General features: G+C 62.9%; 18 protein-coding genes. 5 read left to right on the top strand and 13 right to left on the bottom strand.

Annotated elements, in window-relative coordinates; translation table 11 throughout:
- Positions 1-86 precede the first annotated feature (86 nt).
- Both JGZ97_RS14120 and JGZ97_RS14125 read right to left on the bottom strand, forming a co-directional pair.
- Positions 87-1829 carry an ABC transporter ATP-binding protein gene (locus JGZ97_RS14120; RefSeq protein ID WP_207063297.1) on the bottom strand — a complete coding sequence of 581 codons (1743 nt, stop codon included), beginning with the start codon at positions 1827-1829 and terminating at the stop codon, positions 87-89.
- A gap of 1 nt (position 1830) precedes the next feature.
- Complete coding sequence (locus tag JGZ97_RS14125; protein WP_207063298.1) at positions 1831-2925, bottom strand: hypothetical protein; 1095 nt, start codon at positions 2923-2925, stop codon at positions 1831-1833.
- Between the two features lie 305 nt (positions 2926-3230).
- Here JGZ97_RS14125 and JGZ97_RS14130 point away from each other — a divergent pair, with 305 nt between their 5' ends.
- Both JGZ97_RS14130 and JGZ97_RS14135 read left to right on the top strand, forming a co-directional pair.
- The gene (locus JGZ97_RS14130; RefSeq protein WP_207063299.1) at positions 3231-4595 is read left to right on the top strand and encodes a sensor histidine kinase; all 1365 of its coding nucleotides are present in this window, start codon (positions 3231-3233) and stop codon (positions 4593-4595) included.
- Positions 4596-4601: 6 nt separating this feature from the next.
- Complete coding sequence (locus tag JGZ97_RS14135) at positions 4602-5261, top strand: response regulator transcription factor (RefSeq protein ID WP_207063300.1); 660 nt, start codon at positions 4602-4604, stop codon at positions 5259-5261.
- A 98-nt stretch (positions 5262-5359) separates the two neighbouring features.
- Here JGZ97_RS14135 and rpsA read toward each other — a convergent pair whose 3' ends face one another.
- The 3 genes from rpsA to JGZ97_RS14150 all read right to left on the bottom strand — a co-directional run bounded on the left by rpsA (position 5360) and on the right by JGZ97_RS14150 (position 10268).
- Entirely contained in the window at positions 5360-7042 is a 1683-nt protein-coding gene (rpsA, locus tag JGZ97_RS14140; protein ID WP_207063301.1) for a 30S ribosomal protein S1, read from the bottom strand.
- A 195-nt stretch (positions 7043-7237) separates the two neighbouring features.
- A complete protein-coding gene (locus tag JGZ97_RS14145; protein ID WP_207063302.1) occupies positions 7238-8023 on the bottom strand; it encodes a hypothetical protein in 786 nt (261 codons plus the stop codon).
- Positions 8024-8138: 115 nt separating this feature from the next.
- On the bottom strand, positions 8139-10268 hold the full coding sequence (locus JGZ97_RS14150) for a carboxy terminal-processing peptidase (RefSeq protein ID WP_207063303.1): 2130 nt from the start codon (positions 10266-10268) through the stop codon (positions 8139-8141).
- Between the two features lie 189 nt (positions 10269-10457).
- Here JGZ97_RS14150 and JGZ97_RS14155 point away from each other — a divergent pair, with 189 nt between their 5' ends.
- Positions 10458-10982 (top strand): FKBP-type peptidyl-prolyl cis-trans isomerase, encoded by a 525-nt coding sequence (locus JGZ97_RS14155; protein ID WP_370584073.1) that lies wholly within the window; start codon positions 10458-10460, stop codon positions 10980-10982.
- Positions 10982-12271 (top strand): M18 family aminopeptidase, encoded by a 1290-nt coding sequence (locus JGZ97_RS14160; protein WP_207063304.1) that lies wholly within the window; start codon positions 10982-10984, stop codon positions 12269-12271. The genes JGZ97_RS14155 and JGZ97_RS14160 overlap by 1 nt, the downstream gene beginning before the upstream one ends.
- Positions 12272-12319: 48 nt before the next feature.
- Here JGZ97_RS14160 and JGZ97_RS14165 read toward each other — a convergent pair whose 3' ends face one another.
- The 7 genes from JGZ97_RS14165 to JGZ97_RS14195 form a co-directional block, all read right to left on the bottom strand.
- Positions 12320-12715: a hypothetical protein gene (locus tag JGZ97_RS14165; RefSeq protein WP_207063305.1), complete on the bottom strand. Its 396-nt coding sequence runs from the start codon at positions 12713-12715 to the stop codon at positions 12320-12322.
- A gap of 314 nt (positions 12716-13029) precedes the next feature.
- Positions 13030-13611: a heme-binding beta-barrel domain-containing protein gene (locus JGZ97_RS14170; RefSeq protein WP_207063306.1), complete on the bottom strand. Its 582-nt coding sequence runs from the start codon at positions 13609-13611 to the stop codon at positions 13030-13032.
- 300 nt (positions 13612-13911) lie between these two features.
- Positions 13912-15315 (bottom strand): solute carrier family 23 protein, encoded by a 1404-nt coding sequence (locus tag JGZ97_RS14175; protein ID WP_207063307.1) that lies wholly within the window; start codon positions 15313-15315, stop codon positions 13912-13914.
- Between the two features lie 261 nt (positions 15316-15576).
- Positions 15577-17775, bottom strand: coding sequence for a bifunctional diguanylate cyclase/phosphodiesterase (locus JGZ97_RS14180; protein ID WP_207063308.1), 2199 nt, complete (start codon positions 17773-17775; stop codon positions 15577-15579).
- 18 nt (positions 17776-17793) lie between these two features.
- Complete coding sequence (locus tag JGZ97_RS14185; protein ID WP_207063309.1) at positions 17794-19821, bottom strand: HDOD domain-containing protein; 2028 nt, start codon at positions 19819-19821, stop codon at positions 17794-17796.
- A 174-nt stretch (positions 19822-19995) separates the two neighbouring features.
- Positions 19996-20271 carry a hypothetical protein gene (locus tag JGZ97_RS14190; protein ID WP_207063310.1) on the bottom strand — a complete coding sequence of 92 codons (276 nt, stop codon included), beginning with the start codon at positions 20269-20271 and terminating at the stop codon, positions 19996-19998.
- Positions 20268-20732, bottom strand: coding sequence for a YaiI/YqxD family protein (locus tag JGZ97_RS14195; protein WP_207063311.1), 465 nt, complete (start codon positions 20730-20732; stop codon positions 20268-20270). The genes JGZ97_RS14190 and JGZ97_RS14195 overlap by 4 nt, the downstream gene beginning before the upstream one ends.
- 152 nt (positions 20733-20884) lie before the next feature.
- Here JGZ97_RS14195 and JGZ97_RS14200 point away from each other — a divergent pair, with 152 nt between their 5' ends.
- On the top strand, positions 20885-22237 hold the full coding sequence (locus tag JGZ97_RS14200) for a DEAD/DEAH box helicase (protein ID WP_207063312.1): 1353 nt from the start codon (positions 20885-20887) through the stop codon (positions 22235-22237).
- A 36-nt stretch (positions 22238-22273) separates the two neighbouring features.
- Here the strand turns inward: JGZ97_RS14200 and JGZ97_RS14205 are convergent, their stop codons facing one another.
- Positions 22274-22555 carry a peptidylprolyl isomerase gene (locus tag JGZ97_RS14205; protein WP_207063313.1) on the bottom strand — a complete coding sequence of 94 codons (282 nt, stop codon included), beginning with the start codon at positions 22553-22555 and terminating at the stop codon, positions 22274-22276.
- Between the last annotated feature and the right edge of the window lie 95 nt (positions 22556-22650).

Here is a 22650-nt window from a genome sequence, read left to right on the forward strand (position 1 = left end):
AGCTCATCAACAGATTGCCCTTCAGGCGCTCCTCGGCACCCATCTGAAAGAAAGACATCGATCAACCTCCGTGTTGTCGTCAATGCTCAGATTATGCTGAATTTTGGGCAGTTATGCAGGAGTCTTATTCCTGTCCAGTGTTCTTGCACCTCTTCCCAATTCCCTTGGACGGCAAAACCACCGGCATGCAGCAGCCAGATGCAATCTGCCTTGCGGGCCTGGCCGGCATCGTGGGTGGCGTAGAGCACGGTGCCGGGAAAGTCGTTGATAGCCCTGGCCAAGGCGTTGCGACTGGCGGCGTCAAGGTTCGCGTCGGCTTCGTCGAGAAGCAGTACCTCGGGCTCTGCCAGGAGGGCGCGGGCCAGGGCGATGCGGGCCCGTTCCCCTTTGGAGAGGCCGCTCTGGCGCTCGCTGATCCGTTGCTCGAGCCCCCGCGGCAGGCGGCTGACAAGTTCGGCAAGCCCGCAACGATCGATGGTTTCATTCAACTGGCAGTCATCGCGGGGGGGGCTGCCGATACCATAGGTCAGGTTGTAGCGCAGTGAACCGCGGAGCAGGGGCAGATCCGGCGAAACCAAGGCGAAACGCCGGGTCCCCTGCTCCGCAGTAATCTGTTCGACGCAGCTGTCATTGAGGGTGATGCTGCCTTTGCTGGGCGGTACCAGCCCGGCGATCAAGCGCAGCAGGGAGCTTTTCCCCGCGCCGTTCGGCCCCAGAATGGCCACTTTGCTGCCCTGTTGGACCTGGCTGCTGACTCGCTTCAGCCCCGCCGGGGCGTAGTGGACATTGTCCAGGCGCAGGTGCGCTTGTGGCTTGCCCCCGGCGGCTGTTGCGGTTTCAGTAGCGGCTGCCGGCGCCAGCGGGGGGCGGGTTTGCAGTAGCTTCAGCTGCTTTTCACGGGCGATCAAAAACCCGTTCCAGTATTCGTAAACCCGCCCCAGGTCCTGCAGCCGCGGCGTCAGCAGCCCGCTGATCAACATGGCCGCCACGACGCTTCCGGGCGTGCTGCTTCCCTGCTGGACCAGTCCTGCGCCGACCAGCAGGGCGCAGAGCCCTGCCAGGGACGCGCTGGCCTCGGTCAGCCCGCGCAGCAAGCCGACCACTCGGGCGCGCTCCACCAGGCGGTCGCGTACTTCCCGGCTGTGGCGCTTGAAGCGTCGTTGTTCACGCTCTTGCTGGCCGAACGCCTGGATTACATTGAGGTGGCTGATGCGATCGTTCAGGTTCGCGGCCAGCCGTCCCCGGGCCCGTCTTACCTGTCGGGTGCGATCGCGCAAGAGGGGGCCCAGGGTGAGGGAGAGAAGGCAGGCGCAGCCTGCGGCAACCACCACTGCCAACGCCACCAGCGGCTCTACTGCGGCCAGTAACAGCAGGCTCACCCCCAGTGTCAGGCCGCTCACCGTCAGGCGAGCCAGTCCGAGGCTGACCCAGTTGCGGATCGCGCTCAGATCGCCCACGAAGCGCAACATGACAGCCCCGCCGCTAAAATGACGTAACCCTTCTGGGCCCACTCGGGTCAGGTGACGGAACAGGTGCAGGCGAACTGCATGGACATAGCCCTGTCCTAGTCGCTCGGCATCCAGGTGTCCCCGCCAGCGCAACAGGGCGGTAACGGATAAGCCGACGAGCGTGAGGGCTCCAAGCAGCGCCGGGGGCCAAGCACTCGTTGAGCCATTCGGGTTCAGGGCCTGGTCAAAAAATTGCTTGACCAGCAGGGCCATGGCTACCGCCACCAGGGCCTGGGCAAGGCCGTTCGCGACCAGCCGGGCAAAGCGCCAGCGCCGGGGGCCGGTCAGAATGCGTGGCAGGCTAGCGCTGGGCCGGGTCATGTCAGGCCTCCTCGCGTTGGGCCGCCGGGTAATAGGCTTTCAGCCAGGTGCCGGCGCTCAGCGCCTCTTTGGTCAGCACCGGCGGCTCCAGGCGTTGGGCTGCCTCGCGCATGGCCAGGGGTGAGGCGGTCAGGGTGCCGCTGACGCCCAGTACCGGCAAGCCGAGCTGCTGCAGGTGGTCGACGCCAGAGGTCGCACCGAGGGGGTCGGCAGCGGCGAAGAAAACACCCTCGCAGCGCCGGCGGAACAGGGGAGAGGCCAGCAGCGCTGCAGTTTCCGCCTGATAGACCCCGTCGGCCACTTCCACCACGACCGCGTCCATTCCGGCCGAGGCCTGTAGGTCTACCAGTCCGCTGAACAGCGCTTCCACCCGGGCGGCGGGCAGTTGATAGGTGGAAGGCTCGCCCAGATCGGTGAAGTCGAGCACGCTGTCGGCGCCCGCGTCTTCGTAGACCCAGCGATCGCAACCGGCGCCGGTGCCGGTGACTTTGACCGCACCCACCTTCAGGCCGCGGCTACGCAGGCCGCGCAGTACCATGGCCGCGGTGGTGGTTTTGCCGGCATTCATCAGCGAGCCCGCTACGCCGTAGACGAGAGGGCGGCTGGTAGGGGTTGTCACCGGCAGGGCGTAGCGGCTCAGGTTCAACACCTGGCCTGCGGCGTCGGCGAGCAGGCCGATGGGGGCGATGCGGGTGGGGGCTTTGAGGCTGGCGTGTCGCTCCCGGCAGTGGGCGGCGACGCCGCCGGCGGCGACCATGTCGCACTCGCCCAGGTTGTCTGGTGTTACCGCTTCAAACTGGTCGGGCGCGTAGCGGGAGCCGTAACAGAGGATGACTTCGTCGCCCACGTGCAAGTGGGCGCGGCGTCCGCAGGCCAGCTCGATCCGCTTGTGCTGGCCGATACGCTCGATTCGGGCCAGGACCAAGTCTCCGGAACGGGGTTTGAGCTCGCCCACCAGCAGCGCGCAGGCCTCGTCCCAGCGTACCCTGCGGGTGGTATAGGCCGCCTTGGCGCGTTGCACCCGGTGTGGTTTCAGCGGCACCCGGTGGGCTTTTGATAAGGGGGCATCGTGAGTGCTGAGAGGAATAATTGTCATGGTTCTGCTCCTGCGGGCACCGACTGAAGGGATTTGTCAGATGGTGCGATAAGTCAATGTTCCTTTTTCTTGCCTGTAACGATGGCGCAGCGGCAAATCTGTCGCCAGCAACTTAGGGCCGGCGAATTGGAGGGCTTGGGTCTGATTGATTTTCGGACCATGGTCCGAGGCGTAGCGGCGAACGCTTGGCTAAACTTTTTGTAACCCTTTGATGGAATAACGCAATGCAGACAACTGACGTTAGTCTGGCGCCTCGATTGCCGTCCGCTGCTGACCTGAAGTCCCGGTGGTTTGGGCTCAGCCTCATGCAGCAGTTTGCGCTCATGGGGTCGGTGGTCCTGCTGCTGGGGATGCTGGTTATCGGCTTCTGGGTCAGCAAACAGATCGAGAACGGGGTGCTGAGAAACAGCGCGGCGGCCACCGCGCTCTTTATGCGCAGTTTTATCGAGCCGGAGGTGCAGGAGCTCGGCGTGCAGGCGAACCTGGAGCCCGATAGCGAGCAGGCCCTGACGAAACTGCTTAGTGGAACGGAGTTCAGCCGGCGAGTGGTGTCGGTAAAGATCTGGAAGGAAGGGGGGTTGGTGACGTTCAGCTCCCGTAAGAGTGTGGCCGGCGAGCGGTTCCCAGAAACCGACAACCTTAAAGCGGCTTGGCGGGGCGAGGTAGCAGCCGAGTTTGATGCCTTAAAGGATCAGGAAGATGCCCGGGAGCGGGATGCCGGTATTCCGCTGCTTGAGATATACAGCCCGCTGCGGCAAAACGGGACTGGGCGGATTATCGCCGTGGCCGAATTTTACGAGCGGGCTGATCAGTTGAAGGCGCAGCTTAACCGCTCCATCCTGACCAGTTGGTTGGTGGTGGGCAGCGTCACTCTGCTGATGCTAGCGGCCTTGTCCGGCATTGTGGTGCGGGGCAGTCGCACCATCAAGCGCCAGCGGCTGGCACTGGAAGATCAGGTCAGGCACCTGTCGGAACTGCTGGCCCAGAACAAAGACCTGCACTGGCGGTTGCAGCGGGCCTCCAGGCGTACCGTGGAGATCAATGAGCGCTACCTGCGCCGCATCAGCGCCGATCTGCACGACGGCCCGGCGCAACTGTTGGCTTTCGCGCTGCTGCGTCTCGACAGTTTGAAAAAACGGGTGGGCAAGGACGGCGACCCCAAGGCCCAGGAAGAGCTGGACCTGGTCCAGAGCTCGCTCAGCGATGCCCTCGGTGAAGTGCGCAGTCTCTGCAATGGTTTAACCTTGCCTGAGCTGCAGGCGCTCAGTGCCGAAGCACTGGTGCGTGATGTCACGGCCGCCCATGAACGGCGCACGGGCACGGGGGTGGAGGTGGTCGTGGAGGGGACGGCGCCGACCCTGTCGCAGCCCATCAAGATCGGGCTCTACCGCTTCGTGCAGGAAACCCTGAACAACGCCTACCACCATGCCAAGGGGCAGGGGCAGCGGGTGAGGCTTAATTGCCGGGAGAACCGCCTGGAGGTGGAAGTCAGCGACAGGGGGCAGGGTTTTTCCGCGGAGGCGCGACCCAACGCGGATTGTGGCCTGGGGCTTCCGGGGCTGCGCGAGCGCATTGAGAGCTTAGGAGGAGGGGTTCATATCGACTCCCGACCCGGGGAAGGTACTCGGGTCACCATGTACTGTAGCTTGGATAATACCAGTGAGGCATAGACCAGGATGACCCGTATTCGAGTGGTGTTAGCCGATGATCACCCGCTGTTCAGGGACGGGGTGGCCAGAACTATCGCCGATCACGAGGCGTTTGAGGTGGTGGGGCAGGGCGGCAGTGCCGAGGAGGCGGTAAACCTGGTACAGGACCTGTTGCCGGATCTGGCACTGCTGGATGTAAGCATGCCCGGTAGCGGTATCGAAGCCGCCCGTGTCATCAGCCGGACCTGCCCGGTGGTGAAGATTGTGATGTTGACGGTGTCCGAGCAGGACGACGATGTGATGGCTGCCCTCAAGGCGGGCGCACGGGGCTACGTCCTCAAGGGAATTGGCGGGGAGGATCTGACCGAAGTGCTGCAGGCGGTTTATCGAGGTGACTCCTATGTCTCGCCGTCACTGGCCGCACGCTTGCTGGCGGAGATGCAGGCGCCTGCGGACAAGTTGACGAAAACATCCCAGCCGCTGGAGTTGCTGACCGCCCGCGAAGAGCAGATTCTGCGCCTGGTGGCCCAGGGGCAGAGCAACAAGGAGGTGGGGCGGAACCTGAATTTACAGGAGAAAACCATCAAGCATTACATGACCAATATTCTGCAGAAACTGCAGGTGCGCAACCGGGTGGAGGCGGCGCTGCTGGCCCGGGAGCACTTCTCCGACAAGCTGGTTTCCTGATCACCCGCCGACGGCTGCGCGGGCACGAAAAGCGGGTACAAAAACAAAAAAGGAGCACCAAGGTGCTCCTTTTTTACTTCAAAAGCAGGTCCGTGGACTTAGCTCTTGTTCTCCATCTGCGCCTTGATCAGGTCACCGATGGTGGTGGGGCCGGAGACGTCAGCCTGCTGCTGCTTGTTCAGCTGCTGCATGGCGGCCTTCTCCTCGGCGGCGTCCTTGGCCTTGATGGACAGCGCGATCTGACGGTTCTTGCGATCAACGTTGACGATCTTGGCTTCGACGGCCTCACCTTCCTTCAGCACGTCACGAGCGTCTTCGACACGGTCGACGCTCAGTTCGGATACCTTCAGGAAGCCTTCAACACCTTCGGCCAGCTCGACGATGGCGGCGCGCTGCTCAACGGACTTGACGGTGCCGTTGACGATGGTGCCCTTGGCGTTGGCAGCAGCGTAGTCACTGAAGGGGTCGCCGTCCAGCTGCTTGATGCCCAGAGAGATACGCTCTTTCTCGGAATCGATAGACAGGATGACCGCTTCCACCTCTTCGCCTTTCTTGAACTCGCGCAGGGCGGCTTCGTTGTCAGCTTCCCAAGAGATGTCGGACATGTGAACCAGACCGTCCAGGTCGCCTTCCAGACCCACGAAGATACCGAAATCGGTGATGGTCTTGATGGTGCCGGTGACACGGTCGCCTGCGGCGAACTTCTCGGCGAAGGTGACCCAGGGGTTGCCGGTGCACTGCTTGATGCCCAGGGAGATACGGCGACGCTCTTCGTCCACGTCCAGGATCATCACTTCGATCTCTTCACCTACCTGCACAACCTTGGAGGGGTGAATGTTCTTGTTGGTCCAGGACATTTCGGAAACGTGTACCAGACCCTCGACGCCGTCTTCCAGAGAGGCGAAGCAGCCGTAGTCGGTGAGGTTGGTAACGCGTGCCATCACCTTGGTGTTGGCCGGGTAGCGCTGCTTGATATCCTCCCACGGATCTTCCTGCAGCTGCTTGAGGCCCAGGGACAGGCGGCCGCTCTCTTTGTCGAACTTGATGACCTTGACGGTGATCTCGTCGCCGGGGGTGAGCATGTCGCTGGGGTGGTTGATGCGCTTCCAGGCCATGTCGGTGATGTGCAGCAGGCCGTCAACGCCACCCAGGTCTACGAAGGCACCGTAGTTGGTCAGGTTCTTGACGAAGCCCTTGACTTCCATACCTTCCTGGATGGTGGCCAGCAGCTCTTCGCGCTGGGCGCTGTTGGCTTCCTGAAGAACGGCGCGGCGGGAAACAACGATGTTGTTGCGCTTGGGATCCAGCTTGATCAGCTTGAACTCCAGCTCCTTGCCTTCCAGGTGGTCGACGTCGCGCACGGGGCGTACATCCACCAGGGAGCCAGGCAGGAAGCCCTGGATGTTGCTGATTGCAACGGTGAAGCCGCCTTTGACCTTGCCGTTGATGTAACCCTTGACGGTTTCCTCGGCGTCGAAGGCCTTCTGCAGCTGCTGCCAGGTCTCGGCACGCTTGGCCTTCTCGCGGGACAGCTTGGTCTCACCGAAGCCGTCTTCGACCGCTTCCAGAGCCACGGTGACGTCGTCGCCGACCGCGATCTCAAGCTCGCCACCCGAGCCCATGAACTGATGACGGGGAACTACCGCCTCGGACTTGAGGCCGGCGTTTACGGTAACCCAGTCGTCATCGATATCGATTACGGTACCGGTAACCAGGGCACCGGGCTTCATATCGATTTCTTTCAGGGATTCTTCAAAAAGTTCTGCAAAGCTTTCGCTCATGTCATTTCCTATGGGCGCCGGCGCGCAACCGTCCACCCTTTTTTAGCCCATAACCTGCCAGTCGATACGGGTCCGGTTTGCATATCGCCCTGAGCCACAAACTGGCCTGAAGTGAACCCAAGGCGGAAAAAGAGGCAAAATTATACAGAAAAACGGCCGCGTTAAACAGTCATCAAGACCTTTTGCGGCGGTTAATCAGAGCATGGCGTGAACACGCTCGTCGAGCCCCTGCTGACAGGGGGTGGTGATGGTGCGAACATCCTCTTCGAGCCGTTGGCTCAGCAGGGTGACATCCTCGGTGCGCAGGAATTTGAGCAGCAGTTGCTCCTCTTGCCGGTTGTCGGGGATATAGCCGATGCTGTTGCCCACGCAAAAGCCGTAAACCGGCAGGTGCTGGGCGATAATCACGTCCTTCTGCTGATCGTCAAAGCTCAGCCGGTATTTGCGCAGCATCTCCATGTAGGCGTTGGCCGATGCCAGGGTCATGGCCTCGGTCTGGAAGTCGCTGAAACGGCGAGCATCCGGCGACTCCTGGAAAAAGGACTGTAACTGGGTGATCGCGCGGTTGCGCTCTTTCTGCAGGGGCAGGGGAGCAAAGCGCTGGTTGTCGTCGTTGTAGCCGCGCAGTTTGTTGACTTCCTCCTGCAGCTTGGCAATTTTCTCGTTGGCCACGACAAGTTCGGCGACCAGGGCCTGCTTCTCTTCGCTCAGTGAAATGATGATTTTCTCGGTGGCCGAGAGTTTCTTTTCCCGAATGGAGGGCGGGAGCTGCACCTGTCCGCCGGTACCGATGGTCACCCGTTCAGAGGCTGGCCCCTGGCTGATGGGAACCACCTTGCTGCCGAACCCGGAAAGTTGCTCCACGTTCTCTTCGTGCTGCTTATCGACTTTCTCCCAGAGGAAAAAGCCACCGACACTCACAGCCACGAGGAGCAGGGCGGCGATGGCGCTCAAAAGGATCAGTTTGGAGGTTGAGTTCATGAAAGTTGGGTTACGGCTCTGACTGCATTATGACTAAAGAAGCGTTTTACCAAAGGCGCGGACTCCAGCCAAGCACCGATTTCAGCCAGCCCACCTATCAGCAACGTACCGAGGCTCAACAGGGTGGTGGTGTTGAGGCGTTGGAAGCGGTTACGCAACCGGAATCGGTGCGGGCCATCTGCATCAGGTCCAGCAGCATGTGTGTGCCTTCGCGCAACAGGGCGTCCTTGCTCAGGTCGATCTCCCGGTGGCCGCTGCTCTGGGGTTCCTCTTCGATCTCCGAGAGGGATTCTACCAGCGGTTCCTGCTTGGCAGCACGACGCCGGTTCTCCCACTCCAGTTGCCACTGTTCGTCTTCCTCGCGCAGCTGGCGCATGGCGGCCTCTTTGAGCGGCAGGTGCTGACGCTGGCGCTCGCGCACGTAGCTGATGCGCTCTACCAGCGCGGCGAAGTCGGGCTCATGGCTGATTCGCTCCTGGTGCGCCCGGTCCAGAGGCGCCAGGAGGTGATCAAAACCCGGGAAACTGAGGTGAGGGACGGGTTTGACCTGGTCCCAGGGCAGGGCTTCATCCGCGCTGCTCTCGCCCACCTCCTCCGGGTCATACAGGGAGGGCATCTCGATGTGGGGGTAGACCCCTTTGTGCTGTGTGCTGTCGCCTGAAATGCGATAGAACTTGGCCCGGGTCATTTTCAAGTCGCCGAAGCCCAGCGGTTGCATCACCTGTACCGTGCCCTTGCCGAAGGTCTGGCTGCCCAGCACCAGACCCCGGTTGTAGTCCTTGATGGCGCCGGCGAAAATCTCCGAGGCCGAGGCGCTGAGGCGGTTGACCATCACCGCCAGGGGGATTTCGTAGTGCTTGGGATCATGGTCGAACTCCACCCGCACCCGTCCGGATGAGTCTTTGATCTGGACCACCGGTCCCTGGGGAATAAACAGCCCCGCCAGCTCCACGGCTTCGCGCAGCGCGCCGCCGCCGTTGCCGCGCAGGTCAATGATGAGTCCCTCGATGCCCTCGGCCTGCAGCTCCTGCAGCATTTTTTCCACGTCCTTGGTGGTGCTGCGGTAATCAGGGTCGCCTTCACGCAGGGCGTTGAAGTCCACGTAAAAGGTGGGGATGCTGATGATGCCCAGCTTGTGGGTGCGCCCCTCGTGGTTGATCTCTATCAGCTCTTTCTGCGCCGCCTGCTCTTCGAGCTTGATCTCGTTACGTACGATGCGCACTTCCCGTGTCGCATTGGCCTCCGCGCCCGCCGGCTGAACGGCCAGCCGCACAATGGTCTCCTTGGGGCCGCGGATCAGTTGAACCACTTCGTCAAGGCGCCAGCCAATGACGTCCACCATCTCCCCATCATCGCCCTGGGCAACGCCGACGATGATGTCGGACGGGTGCAGCTGGCCGCTCTTCTCGGCGGGGCCGGCGGGAATCAGGCGAACGATCTTGGTGTTTTCGTACTCGCTGGAGAGCACGGCCCCGATTCCCTCGAGAGAGAGACGCATGTCGATGTTGAAATTCTCCGAGCGGCGCGGGGAGTAATACTGTGTGTGCGGGCCATAGAGGCTGGTCAGGGCGTTGGCGTAAACCTGAAAGGCATCGTCGCTGTTGGTCTGCGCAAGGCGCTGGAGCTGGTTGGTGTACCTTTTGCTCAATACTTCGGCGGTCTCGTCGGTGTCCTTGTCGCTCAAGCGGAAATTCAGCACCGTGCTTTTCAGGCGCTTGCGCCACAGGTCGTCCATTTCGGCCTCGGTGTTCACCCAGGGGGCCGAGCTGCGGTCGGTGGCCAGCTGTTCATCGCGGTCAAAGTCCAGGCTGTCCAGCCCCTCCTCGATCCGTCCAAGCAGGTACTGAAGCCGTTCGCTGCGCCGTTGCTGAAAGCGGTTGAAAATTTCAAAGGCGGGCTTCAGGTCGCTCTCGTCAATGGCGTCGTCAAAGCGGTAACGCCAGGTCTCAAACGCCTCGATGTCCGAGGCCAGAAAATAGATGCGGTTGTTGTCGAGCTGGTCGATGTAAGCGTCAAACAGACGCGAGGAAAACTCGTCGTCGAGCCGCAGCTTGCGGTAGTGCCCCAGGCGCAGGCTCTTGGTCAGGGTCTTGAGCGTCTCCTGGTGAACGTCCTTGGGTGCGAGGGTGACCGGCTCGACGTCGGTGAGTCGGGCCTGTGCAGGGGACAGCGGCCAGGCCAGCACGCTGAAGGCGAACAGGCTGAGCAGGGCGCGAGGTGCGAAACGGTGAAATTGGGCAGGCACGGCGTCTCCAGGTTGTTGTCAGTGCGCGGGCGGGTTGCAAAAATGGGACAAATGAAAACCCGTCGGAGTTCCTCTGGCTAAACGGCTGCAGGGAGATAGCTGCACAAGTATAGCGCCCGCGTTATCATTTGTATCCCTCGAAACGTGGCCGCAGGGCCCCGTTTTTTATCGGATAAAGGAAGCAGTGTATTGAATTTAAGCGGTTTTTTTCGGTGGCTGGCGGTGATGATCCTGGCGCTGTCCGGTGTCGTCGCCTGTGACAGCGAACTGGCGCGTCGCGTGGCCGAGCTTGATGCCCAGGCGGCTGCCAACCTGAAGGAAGGTCAGGCGTTTTTGGCCGAGAACGCAGGGCGTGAGGGGGTGCAACAGACCGAAAGCGGTCTGCAGTACCGCGTGGTACGCCCCGGCGAGGGCGGCCGGCCCTCGGCGGACGACCAGGTACGGGTGCATTATCGCGGCTCGCTGCTGGATGGAACCACCTTTGACAGCTCCTATGATCGGGGCAGCCCGGCGGTATTTCCTGTCAACCGCCTGATTCCCGGCTGGACCGAGGCGCTGCAGCTGATGCGTGAGGGCGCCCACTGGACGCTTTATATTCCCTCGCAGCTGGCGTATGGCAAACGCAGCCCCAGCGCCAGTATCCCCCCCAACTCGACCCTGGTGTTTGACCTTGAACTGCTGGGCATCGAAACATCGACCGAGGAGACCCGGTAATGGACAAGACGGCATTCAACCGCGACCTCAAAACCTTTCTGGCCGCATCTCCCACCCCCTTCCACGCGGTGGCGTCGCTTGCCGCGGCGCTGGAGGGGGCGGGCTTCGAGGCTCTGAAGGAAAGCGACGCCTGGGCGCTGAAAGCCGGTGGACGCTACTACGTCACCCGCAACGACTCCTCGTTGATCGCCTTTTCATTGCCGGATACGCAAACGCTGGTGGAGAAGGGGTTGCGACTGGTAGGGGCGCATACCGACAGCCCCTGCCTGAAGCTCAAACCCCGGCCGGATTTGCGGCGCAGTGGCTATTACCAGTTGGGCGTGGAGGTCTACGGCGGCGCCCTGCTCAACCCTTGGTTCGACCGCGACCTTTCGATTGCCGGTCGGGTCCACTTTCTCGATTCCGAAGGGGTGCTGCGCCAGGCGCTGATGGATTTTAAAGACCCCGTCGCGGTGATCCCCAGCCTGGCGATTCACCTCGACCGTGAAGCCAACAACGAGCGCTCCATCAATCCCCAGAAAGACCTGCCGCTGGTTTTGAGCCTGCACCCGGCGGGCGAAGACAAGCCCGACTTCAGGCACTTGCTTCGGGAACGGTTGCAGGCGCAGGGCGAGCCGGTGGCCGAGGTGCTCGATTACGAGCTGTTTTGCTACGACGTGCAGCCCCCCGCGTACGTGGGCCTGCACCAGGAGTTTATCGCCAGCGCCCGGCTGGATAACCTGCTGAGCTGTTACCTGGGTTTGCAGGCGCTGCTGGAGGCCGCGCCCGGGCAGGGCGCAATCCTGGTCTGCAATGATCACGAAGAGGTGGGGAGCCAGTCCAGTTCCGGGGCGGACGGGCCTTTCCTGCTGCAGGTGCTGGAGCGTTTACTGCCTGAAAACGAGCAGCGGATGCGCACCCTGGCCGCCTCCAGGATGATCTCCGCCGACAACGCCCACGGTATCCACCCCAACTACGCCGACCGGCACGACGCCAACCACGGTCCGCTGATCAACGGGGGGCCGGTCATCAAGATCAATGCCAACCAGCGTTACGCCACCAATTCCGAGTCGAGCGCCCACTTTCGCGCCCTGGCGCGCCAGGTTCAGGTGCCGGTGCAGGCCTTTACCGTGCGCAGCGACATGGGTTGTGGCAGTACTATTGGCCCGCTCACCGCGGCCAAACTGGGGGTGTCGACCCTGGACGTGGGGGTGCCCACCTTCGCCATGCACTCGATTCGCGAGCTGGCGGGCAGCGAGGATGCCTATAACCTTTACCGCGTACTGGCGTGTTTCTTCAGCGGCCAGTAGGCGAAGGGTCGGACCGCAGGCTGCGCGACCGACCCTTCGTTGAACCTGTCAGATCAGCAGTCGCCCAGCCGGTCGTCGCGGCTTGAGCCGGTAAAAGGTGAGCCGCGAGACGGATACCGGCTTGTTGAGCCAGTTGGTCAGCTCGCGGGCGATGTTGGCGCGGTCGGCGATAGTGGGCACCTCCTCGGGCGGGATCCGGCGCAAACGATGCCGGTGGTCTTTCAGGGCGCGCTCCCCGTCCGAGGGAATGTAGAGGCGGCCGGCATCAAGGTCGACTGCGAAGGCGAAGCGGTAGCCGATCAGTCCGATCAGCAGGTGCGAGGGGTCGGGCAGCGTGGTCGGGGACACCTGCGGGCCGCGCCGGTCGGGGTAGAGCAAGTAGCTGCAGGCCCCCGTGTTGATCAGAGCCAGTACCAGTAGTGTTCGAAGCCATCCGTGCATCATCTTGTTTCTCTCCTGCCTGGACCTGGACCAAGCCGATATTTATTTGTTGCCGGTCGCGAGCGGACGAAACGGTGCGTCCTTTTCGCGCTCGCGAGAAGGTCTAGCAGGATGTGTGCCTGTGGATATTTGTGCCTTTAAAAACAAATGTTTATTGTGTTTAAAAGGCTTTTTTCTGCGGTTTTGTCCGGTTCAGGGGAGGGAAATGGGAGCTGGCTGTCTGTTTCTGGCGACGGTTATGCAAGGAGAAAAGCGAAGCGGCGGCGGTCAGCGGCCGGCGCCCGTCGCTTAAAGGAGACAGGCGCCGCTGAGAGCAGTCAGTAGACCTTGGCAAGTTTATTGTGGTCCCGGTGCACCACCTGCTCCTGGGTGTCCGTATTCTCCAGGCGAATCTCCTCCTGATAGCTGAGGGTGTTGGCGTCTTCGATCGACAGGGCCATTCGGTAGGAGAGGGTGCGGCAGTTGCGGTTGAGCGATGGCGTAGAGCTGATTCCGTACTGTTCGGCGCCGGCTTCAGCGGCGATTTCAAAGCGCTCGGCGTCAGGAGCACAGGTACCGGCGGCATTGATCGCCACCCCGCTGTGGTTGGTAAAGCAGCGGATGATCCGTTGCTCCTTGGGGCACCAGAACCAATAGCCGAGCTCCTCGTGAATCGGCTCCTCATCGGACTCTCCGTAGGCCCAGGCCAGGGTCGACGAGCGCAGCCCGTACAGCATTTCCGAGCCGGTATCCACAGGACCGATGGCTTCAAAAGTGATGGTCTCCCGGTAGCTGGTTGACCCAGTTTTGGAGCGGGACTCCTCGCTTTCTTCCCCGTAAATGCCTTCCCAGGACCCAACCAGGTGGGCCAGTGGTCCCAGCTGGATGTTCCTTGTCTCCGGGCTTTGCGGTGCATTCATCTTTGGCTCCTCAGGACCCTTCAAAAGTCCTCGCTTAATGGCGTTGACGCGTGGGGCGCCGGTGGCGCCTTTACCCTATGACGGATGCCCCCGACGGGCGGGGAGCTAAAAAAATCATGGTCGCAGGCGGCCCGGTTCGCCAGTTTGTCGAGTAAATTTGTCGGCTGGAAAGGCGTTGGCTGCCCTTTTTCACGGGGGCGCATTTTCGTCTGCTGGCCAGTGACTTATGCCGACGTCGAGGAGGAGAACAAAAAAACCGGCCACGGGGGCCGGTTATAAAAGGGGGATGAAGAATTCGGATCAGGCGTTGCCGTAATCGGCGGCCTTCTCCTCGATATGGATCGGCTCCTCTGGCGCCTCTCCGGCGTGTTCGGCCAATGCCTTTTTGGTGCGCTTCTCGATCAGCACGTAAAGGATGATACCGGCGGCCAGGCCCCAGGCGGCGCCGTAAACGGCCAGGACTACGCCCATGGTGCCCGCAACCCCCATGGAGGTGGCGTTATCTACCTGCTCCACGGCGACGCTGACACAGAGGTAACCGGTGATCAGCAGGGTGATGGAGAGGGCGATGGGCAGCACCGGCTTGAACAGGGTCACCAGCGGCAGGGCGAACAGGGCCAGGAAGCCCACGATCCAGAACACGCCGGCGCCACTGTAGATGGTGTCCATGGCGCTGCGGCCGTAGCGGTAGCGCTCGGCGATGGTGGCCATGGCACCGGTGAACAGCGGGCCGGCCAGGCCGGGATAAGGCGCGAAGAAGCTGTGGATCAGGTTGCGGATGCCGGTGACGATGTGCACCCGGTCGACGTTGACCTCGATCTTCTCGTCGGGACGCAGGTGGTCCACCCGGTCCAGCAGGCTCTGGCCGACGATGATGTCACCGAAGGCGATGATGTAGGCGATGATCGCGGTGGGGATCGCCATCCACAGGATATCGAGGCTGGGGAAGCCGATAGTGAAGGGCAGGTAGTTCCACATGTCGCCAAAGGCGGGCGCGGAGAACCCGAACTCGACCGCGGGCAGGGGATATTCGCCGATGATCCAGCCGATGCCCATGGCGATCAGGGTGCCGGGCACCATGCCGTAGCTGGAGATGATCTTGGCCCAGCGGTGCTTTTCGATCAGGTCGCGGAACGAGAGCGAGAACAGCATGTAGGCGGTGACGGCAAAGCCGATGCTCAGCGCGTAGGGGGTGTTGGCCAGGCGGCCGCCCTCGGAGATCTCACCGGTGACGGCGGCAATGCCGGCGCCCAGCAGAATGCCGGCCTTCATGGAGCTGGGAAAGAGGTCCACCAGCTTGGTGCCAAGGCGCGTGATGCCCAGGAAAAAGAAGATGAAGGTCACCACCAGCTGCAGGCCGACCAGCGCCTTGATGGCATCGGGACCGGGCTCGAACTGGCCGATGAACAGCAGTACCACGGGGATCGCGGGGGTGATCCAGCCCGGGACAAAGGGGGTGCCGAGCAGGTTGGGCAGCATAAAGCCGATGCCGCACACCACCACGTACGCGAGGGCGACGTCGTAGGGAAGCCCGAGGTATTTCTCCAGCAGCGGGATCATGGCCATGGCCACCACGAACATGATCAAAGCCTGAACGGTTTCCGCCGCTTCCCAGCGGTAGTGGATAAAGGGTAAACGGATCTTGAAGGGGCCGGCGCTCCAGTAGGGGTGCTCCTCTCCATGCTTGCGCTCAATCAAAGCCATAGGTCTGTCCTTTGGATAAATAGCGAATAATTTGGGAATTTCGTACAGCGTTCCGCCGCTATTATTTTTGTTTTGAGCGTACAGCCAGAAAGCCTGCCTTAGCCCCTGAATAGGGTGGGCTATGCGCAGTCAGGCAACGTTAGGGGGATGAAGGTCAATTGTCGATGCGTGACAGTGCGACTTTGGTGTTGCTAGCGACCAAAGTATAAGTGGAAACCCCTAGGGGTTTTGCCGCGTAGTATGGGCCAGGGGGGGGCGGGCTCAGCCCGAGGCGGCCCGGGCGTTCGGCACCGGAATCTCCTCCAGCGGGGTGGGCCGGCCGGTGAGAAAGCCCTGGGCCGAGGAGCAGTCCAGGTCGAGCAGGTACTCCAGTTGCGCCTGGGTCTCCACGCCTTCGGCCACCAGATCCAGCCCCAGCCCCCGGGCCATGGAAACGATGGCGGTGACGATGGCGCTGGTATCTCCCGGGCGCTTGATCTGGTGGATAAAGGAGCGGTCGATTTTAAGGGTGTGCAGGGGCAGGCTCTGCAGGTAGCTGAGGGACGAGTAGCCGGTTCCGAAGTCGTCCACCGCAATACGCACCCCGTGCTGGGCCAGCCGCTTGAGCTTGACGACCGCCTGCTCCATATCCTGCATCAATACGTTTTCGGTGATCTCCAGCTCCAGCCGGTGGCCCGCAACCCCAAAGCGCTCAAGATTGTCGAGAATCTGCTCGCAGAAGTTCACTTGCATCAGCTCCCGGGCCGACACGTTCACTGCCAGGGTCAGGTGTTCGCAGCCGCCATCGGCCCACCGGCGCAGGGTCTGGCACGCCGTGGTGACCATCCACTGGCCCAGCTCGTTGATCAGGCCGGTCTCCTCGGCCACGTCGATGAACCTGTCCGGACCCAACAGGCCCTGTTGCGGGTGGGCCCAGCGCACCAGCGCTTCGTAGCCGGTCACCTGGCGGGTCCGAATATCCACCTGGGGCTGCAGGTACATGCGCAGCTGTTCTTCGGCCACCGCCCGACGCAGGTCGCTCTCCAACTGCAGCTGGCGTGAATGGAGGGTCCGCATCTCGCTGCGGTAGAAGGCGAAATCGTTCTTGCCCCGGGCCTTTACGTGGTACATGGCGGTGTCGGCGTGCTTGATCAGGGTGTCCAGGGAGGTGCCGTCCTCGGGGTAGACGGCGATGCCGATACTGAACTTGACGTAAATCTCGATCCCCTCGAACAGCAGCGGCTTTTCCACCGCCTGGAGGATCTTGCCGGCGACCTGTTCGGCGTCGGCCGCTTGGGCGATTTCGGGAAGCAGCAGGGTGAATTCGTCGCCGCCGACCCGGGCCAGGGTGTCGCTTTCGCGCAGGCAGCCCCGCAGCCTGGTGGCGACCGCCTGCAGCAGCTGGTCACCGGTCTGGTGGCCCAGGGAGTCGTTGATCACCTTGAAGCGGTCCATGTCCAGGTACATCACCGCCAGCTGCGAGCGGTGGCGCGCGGCCAGGGCCATGGCCTGCTCCAGGCGGTCCCGGAACAGCGCCCGGTTGGGCAGCTTGGTGAGCAGGTCGTGGTGCAGCTGGAACTGGATCAGCTCCTCGGCCCGCTTGCGCTCGCTGATGTCCCGGGCCACCCCGTAGGTGCCGACGAAGCGACGGGCGTCGGACGCGGAACTGTAAACCCCCATCGCGCTGAGTTCGATGGTCAGGGTGCGGGATTCGAAGTAGCGGGGCGCCAGGTCGCGGTCCTTGGGTTTAAGGCGAAACTCCACGTTGTAGCTGGCACGCTCGCCGGTGCGGCGCTCGGCAAAGGCGTAAAGGGCCTTGTTGAAATCCTCCTCGTGCACGAGCTCCGCGTAGTGCATCCCCAGCAGCTCGTCCCGCGGGTAGCCCAGCAGGGTCTCGGCCCGCTCGTTGACGAAGGTGAGGCGGCCCTGGTCATCGAGCATGTAGATGATGTCGGGCGAGTTGTTGACGATGAAACGGTGACGCTGCTCGGAGCTGCGCAGTTGCTGCTGCATGCGCTTGAGCTGCCGGCGCTGCTCGCGGCGCTGCTGCACGTTGCGCACCGCCCGGACCAGGGCGTCGGGACTGTAAGGCTTGCGGATAAAGTCCTGGGCGCCGTAACGGAGCACCCGGGTGGCGCTGTCAAAGGAGGCTTCGCCACTGACGACGATGACGTCGGTGTCGGGAAAGTGCTGCTGGATCTGCTCCAGCACCTTAAAGCCGCTGACCCTTGGCATTTCCAGGTCCAGCAGCATCAGGTCCACCCGGTGCTGCGCGAGGTAGTCGAGGGCTTCCTGGCCGCCTTCGGCGATCCGGCTGTCAAAGCCGTAAGCGTCCAGGAGCTGCTGGACGCTGTGGGCCATGCGGGGCATATCGTCAACGATCAGAAGGTTGAACGTATCTTCCTGCTCCACCGCCTGCAGGTGGGCTTCTTCGACGTGTGAGCTGTAGTCAGTCCCGAGCCACGACAATTCTCCGTGCATAACGAATTAGGTCCGGTTTCATTGGGATTTCAGTGTACAGGGCAATCGAATAACGAATTCCGCCCCACCTGTTTTCTGGTTGGTACAGCTGATCGATCCCTGAAGCCGGGTAACCAGGCTGGCGACAATGGCCAACCCCAGTCCCGAGTGCTCCTTGCCTTTGGTGCTTTGCACCGGTGTAAATGCGCGGGACAGAATTTCCGGGGGCAACCCGGGGCCGTTGTCCCGAACGTGCAGTTCGATGTGGGGGTGGCCGTCAACGTTGAGGTGACGGCTGGCAACCTCGACCTCGCCCCCGTCGGTGAGGGCCTCCGCTGCGTTTTTCAGCAGGTTGGTGAGGATTTGTTTTAACGCGCCGGTGTCGGTGGAAACCTGCGCCAGGTCCGGCGCCAGGTCCAGGGTCGCCCCGATTCCGCGGCTGGCGAAGAGCGAGGCGCGGTAGAGCGACACCAGGCGCTCAATCAGCGTGTTGACGTCGGTCAGGCTTGCCTCCCCGGAATCAACGTCCACGGGCTCTTTCATCCGCACCAGGATAGATCCCACCCGCTCCATCTCTTCGCGAATAAATCGCAGTTGCTCATCTACCGCCGGATCCGTGCCCAGCTTCAGGCTCAGCACCTGCAGGTAGTTCTGGATCGCCCCCAGGGGGTTAGCGGCTTCGTGAACCAGGCGCCGGTTGCGCGCCAGCCATTGTGCCTGCTCCTCTGCGCGCTGCTGTTGCCGGCTTTCCCGCGCCTCGAGTTGTTCGACCAGGGCCTGGGTGAAGGCCTTTAGCAGCGGCTTCTGGCTCTGCAGGCGTCGGTGGTTGTCGGCGGTCAGCCCGGCAACCAGAGCGCCCAGGGGGCGGGAGCCGGCCTGCAGCCCGAGGCACAGCAGGTGGCTGGCGCTCAGCAGGCGCTTGAGCTGACCATCGACCACCGGTGCGTCGTCAGCGCTCGCTTGCTCCAGACAGACGTTGTCGGGTGTCTCAAAGCCCTGTGTGATCAGGGATGGGCTGCCGTCGAGGTGGATCGCCAAGGCGTCGGCCGCGGGGCTGACGGAGGCGGTGCGGGCGATGCAGGCGAGCTTGCCGTCCCGGGGCTGAAATTCAAAGGCGAGCGCATCGGGCAGGTCGAAGAGGATGTTGAGGTTGCCCAGCAGCTCAGACCAGAGCGCCGCGCCGGGGGGACTGGTAATCTGCACCGTTCGGGTCAGGGCCAGGCCCTGGACCCGAACACCCAGGGCCTGTCGCGCTTCGGACTCGCCAGCCGCCCTGTGGTCCGCCCCCAGAGGGATGCCAAAGGTACGGGCAATCTCGTTTACCTCGGTCGCGCTATCCTCGTGCAGCTGGAGGATAAGATCCTGGTTGAGCCCCAGTAATTGGTCGGCTGCGGCGAGCAGTTGATCGTCCTCAGCCGGGGCCGTACTCATTTTGCGCGCCAGGTTGATCAGCCGCACCAGGTGCGGTGCGTCGCCCAGGGCGTGGGCGGCACGGCGCTGGTAGCGGATCGCATCGCCGATAAAACTGTCCGGCGCCCAGCGTTCGGCCTGCTCGGCCCCCCACTGGGTGCTGGAGAGGCCAAAGCGCTCGCGCTCCCGAGCGTCGAGCTCAGCATCGGCGAGCGGCGTGTGCAGCAGCTCAGCGTAGGCGTCCGGGCTGCCCTGCAGGTATGCCATCTGTCCCAGGTTGTGCAGCAGCCCGGCCAGGTAAGCCTCTTCGGGAGACGGGTAGGCGCTCAGGCGTGCCAGGGTTCGGGCGCTGCAGGCGCAGCTCAGCGAAGCCCTCCAGAGCCGGCGCCGCAGCGCGGAAGCGCCCTGGTTGAACTGGGCGAAAAATTCCTGGACCGCCGCGGTAAAGGCGATGTGCTTGATGGTGTCCAGCCCGAGTACCACCAGAATGCGGTCGAGATCGTGCAGGTGGTTCCACTGTGCCAGGCTCGAGGCGTGGGCGGCGTTGATGACGCGGGCCGCTAGGGCAGCGTCCTGGCGGATAAGGGTGGCGAGGGTGTCAAAACTGACATCGCGCTGCTGGCAGCAATCAATCAGCCTCAGCAGGGCGTGCGGCACGGCCGGCAGGCTTCCGGGGCCGGCGGGTGTCTGGGTTGGGTGCCTTTGGTCAGACGCTGCGGTCATGAAGTGGGAGTCTGTTAATGTTTATTATTATTGATATCGGTCACTTAACCGAGATCTTTAAGCGGGTTCATTAAACCCGATCCCCGCTGTTCTGACCAGCGTGTCTGTTTATTGGGTCAGCCAGCGGAAGGTTATCAGCAGGAACAACAGGTAGGCGACCAGGCTGGAGGGCACCACTTTTTCTGCCAGAGGGTGATTGTGGCGGCGCAGTCGGGCGGCGATGACCAGGGCGCCGGAGACTGCCGCCATCAGGCACAAAATAAACAGGTAGGCATCAAGGCCACGGCCCGCCGGTTGCAGACCCAGGGGCGCGGCCAGCAGCGCCAGGACCGAGGCCCCGAGGGAGCACCAGCCGAAGCCGGCGAGCAGGCGGGGTGCGATCATGGCGATGGGTTCCCCTGGCTGCGCTGGGCCAGCAGGCGGTCGAGCTGGTTGGCAAAGGCTTGGCGATCGGCCTGGCTGAAAGCCGCCGGCCCGCCGGTGTCCACCCCGCTGGCACGCAGACTGTCCATAAAATCGCGCATGTTGAGGCGCTGGCGAATATTGCTCTCGGTATAGAGCTCACCCCTCGGGTTAAGGGCCAGGGCCCCCTTGGCCACCACCTCGGCCGCCAGGGGAATGTCGGCGGTGATCACCAGGTCTTCCGGTTGGCACTGCTGCACGATGTGGTTGTCGGCGATGTCGAATCCGGCCGCCACCCGCACCGAGCGAATGTAGGCCGAGGGCGGTGTCTGCAGGGGCTGGTTGGCCACCAGCAGCAGCGGTACCTTGACCCGCTCGGCGGCGCGGTAGAGAATTTCCTTGATGACGCGGGGGCAGGCGTCGGCATCCACCCAGATCTGCATAACGTACTCCTTCTGATAAGGGCCTTGACCTGCCGGCCGTGAACCCCGGACCGGCCTATGGTAGCCTATGCGGCCCGCGGTTTGGATGCCCCCGACCCGGTTTCACCTTCACCCCGTTTCCCGAACGCTTTGCCGCTACCGAGGACTCTCCCTTGTTTGCCGATTTTTCCCTGCACGAACGCCTGCTCAAAGCCCTTGAGGCCGAGGGGCTCACGCAACCCACCCCGGTCCAGGCCCAGGCGATCCCGCTCGCGCTGTCCGGCCGCGACCTGCTGGTCAGCGCCGAGACCGGCAGCGGTAAGACCGCCGCCTACCTGTTGCCCATGTTGGACCGTTTTCTGCGCGAGAAGGCGCCCGGTTCCGCCACCCGCGGGTTGATACTGGTGCCGACCCGGGAGCTGGCGCGCCAGGTGCTCAAGCAGTTCAAGCTGCTGGCCGGGCTCACCCCGTTGCAGGCCGGCGCCATTACCGGCGGCGCCGAGTTCAAGTACCAGGCGGCGCTGCTGCGCAAGAACCCGGAGGTGCTGGTGGCGACCCCGGGGCGGTTGATCGAGCACCTGGACCGGGGAACGGTGGAGCTGGGCGACCTTGAAGTGCTGGTGATCGACGAAGCCGACCGGATGCTGGACCTGGGGTTCAGCGAGGACGTGCTGAAGCTGGCCGACGCCTGTCGGCGTGAGCGCCAGACCCTGCTGCTTTCCGCGACCCTGGATCGGCGCGGCCTCTCCGACGTGGCGGGGCGCGTTCTGCGCGAGCCGGAGAAGCTGTTGCTTAGCGGCGCCCGGGACCAGCATGAGAACATTCACCAGCAGATCGTGCTGGCCGATGATTTCAAGCACAAGTCGCGGCTGCTGGTGCGCCTGCTGCAGGAGGAGAATTTCGACAAGGCGCTGGTCTTCACCAACACCAAGGCGCAGGCGGACAAGCTCTGCGGTCTGTTGCGTTACCACCAGTGGCGGGCCGGGGTTCTGCACGGGGACCTGACCCAGGACGAGCGCAACCGGGTGATGGACCTGTTGCGGCGCGGCTCCATCCAGGTGCTGGTGGCGACGGATGTCGCGGCCCGGGGTCTGGATGTCAAAGGCATCGACCTGGTCGTCAGTTTCGACATGGCCCGCAGTGGCGACGAACACGTGCACCGGGTGGGGCGCACCGGGCGCGCCGGGGCCCAGGGGTTGGCGATCTGCCTGATCAGCGCCTCGGAATGGAACCTGATGGCCGGGATCGAGCGTTACCTGCGGATCAGCTTCGAGCGGCGCACGGTGGCGGGGCTCACCGGCAAGTACAAGGGCCCGGAGAAACTCAAGCGTTCGGGCAAGGCGGCGGCTCTGGGTAAGCGCAAGCCGCGCACCAAGAGCGCCGACAAGGACAAGAAAGCGGAGAAGGTGAAACAGCGTCACCGGGACCGCAAGCAGATCGGTAAGCGCCGGGCACCGAGCGGGACCGGCAGTCTGGGGGACGGTTTTGCCCCCCTGAAGAAGCCGCGCCGCAGCGACCCGGAGTAAGGCCCCGGGTTTTTCGCGGCGCGATAGCGGCGGACGTTAGTCCTGGCGGCTGGTCACTTCCAGCAGGTGGTAGCCGAACTGGGTCTTGACCGGCCCCTCGACGCTGCCGATATCGGCGCTGAAAACGACCTGGTCGAACTCCGGCACCATCTGGCCGCGGCCGAAGGAGCCCAGGTCACCGCCCTGGCGGCCGGACGGGCACTTGGAGTGCTGGCGGGCCAGGTCGGCAAAATCGGCGCCGGCCTCGATTTGGGCTTTCAGGTCGCGGCATTGCTGTTCGTCTTCGACCAGGATGTGACGAGCGGTTGCAGTGGCCATGTGATTTCCTTGTGTTGAAGTGAGCGTTGAAGGTTAGGTAACGGGGGCTTTCGCCGGCGCCCCCGGGGCCGGAATCTCGGGCAGAGTTTGCCTGT

The sequence above is a fragment of the Motiliproteus sp. SC1-56 genome, from assembly GCF_017309075.1.
Taxonomy (GTDB): Bacteria; Pseudomonadota; Gammaproteobacteria; order Pseudomonadales; family Balneatricaceae; genus Motiliproteus.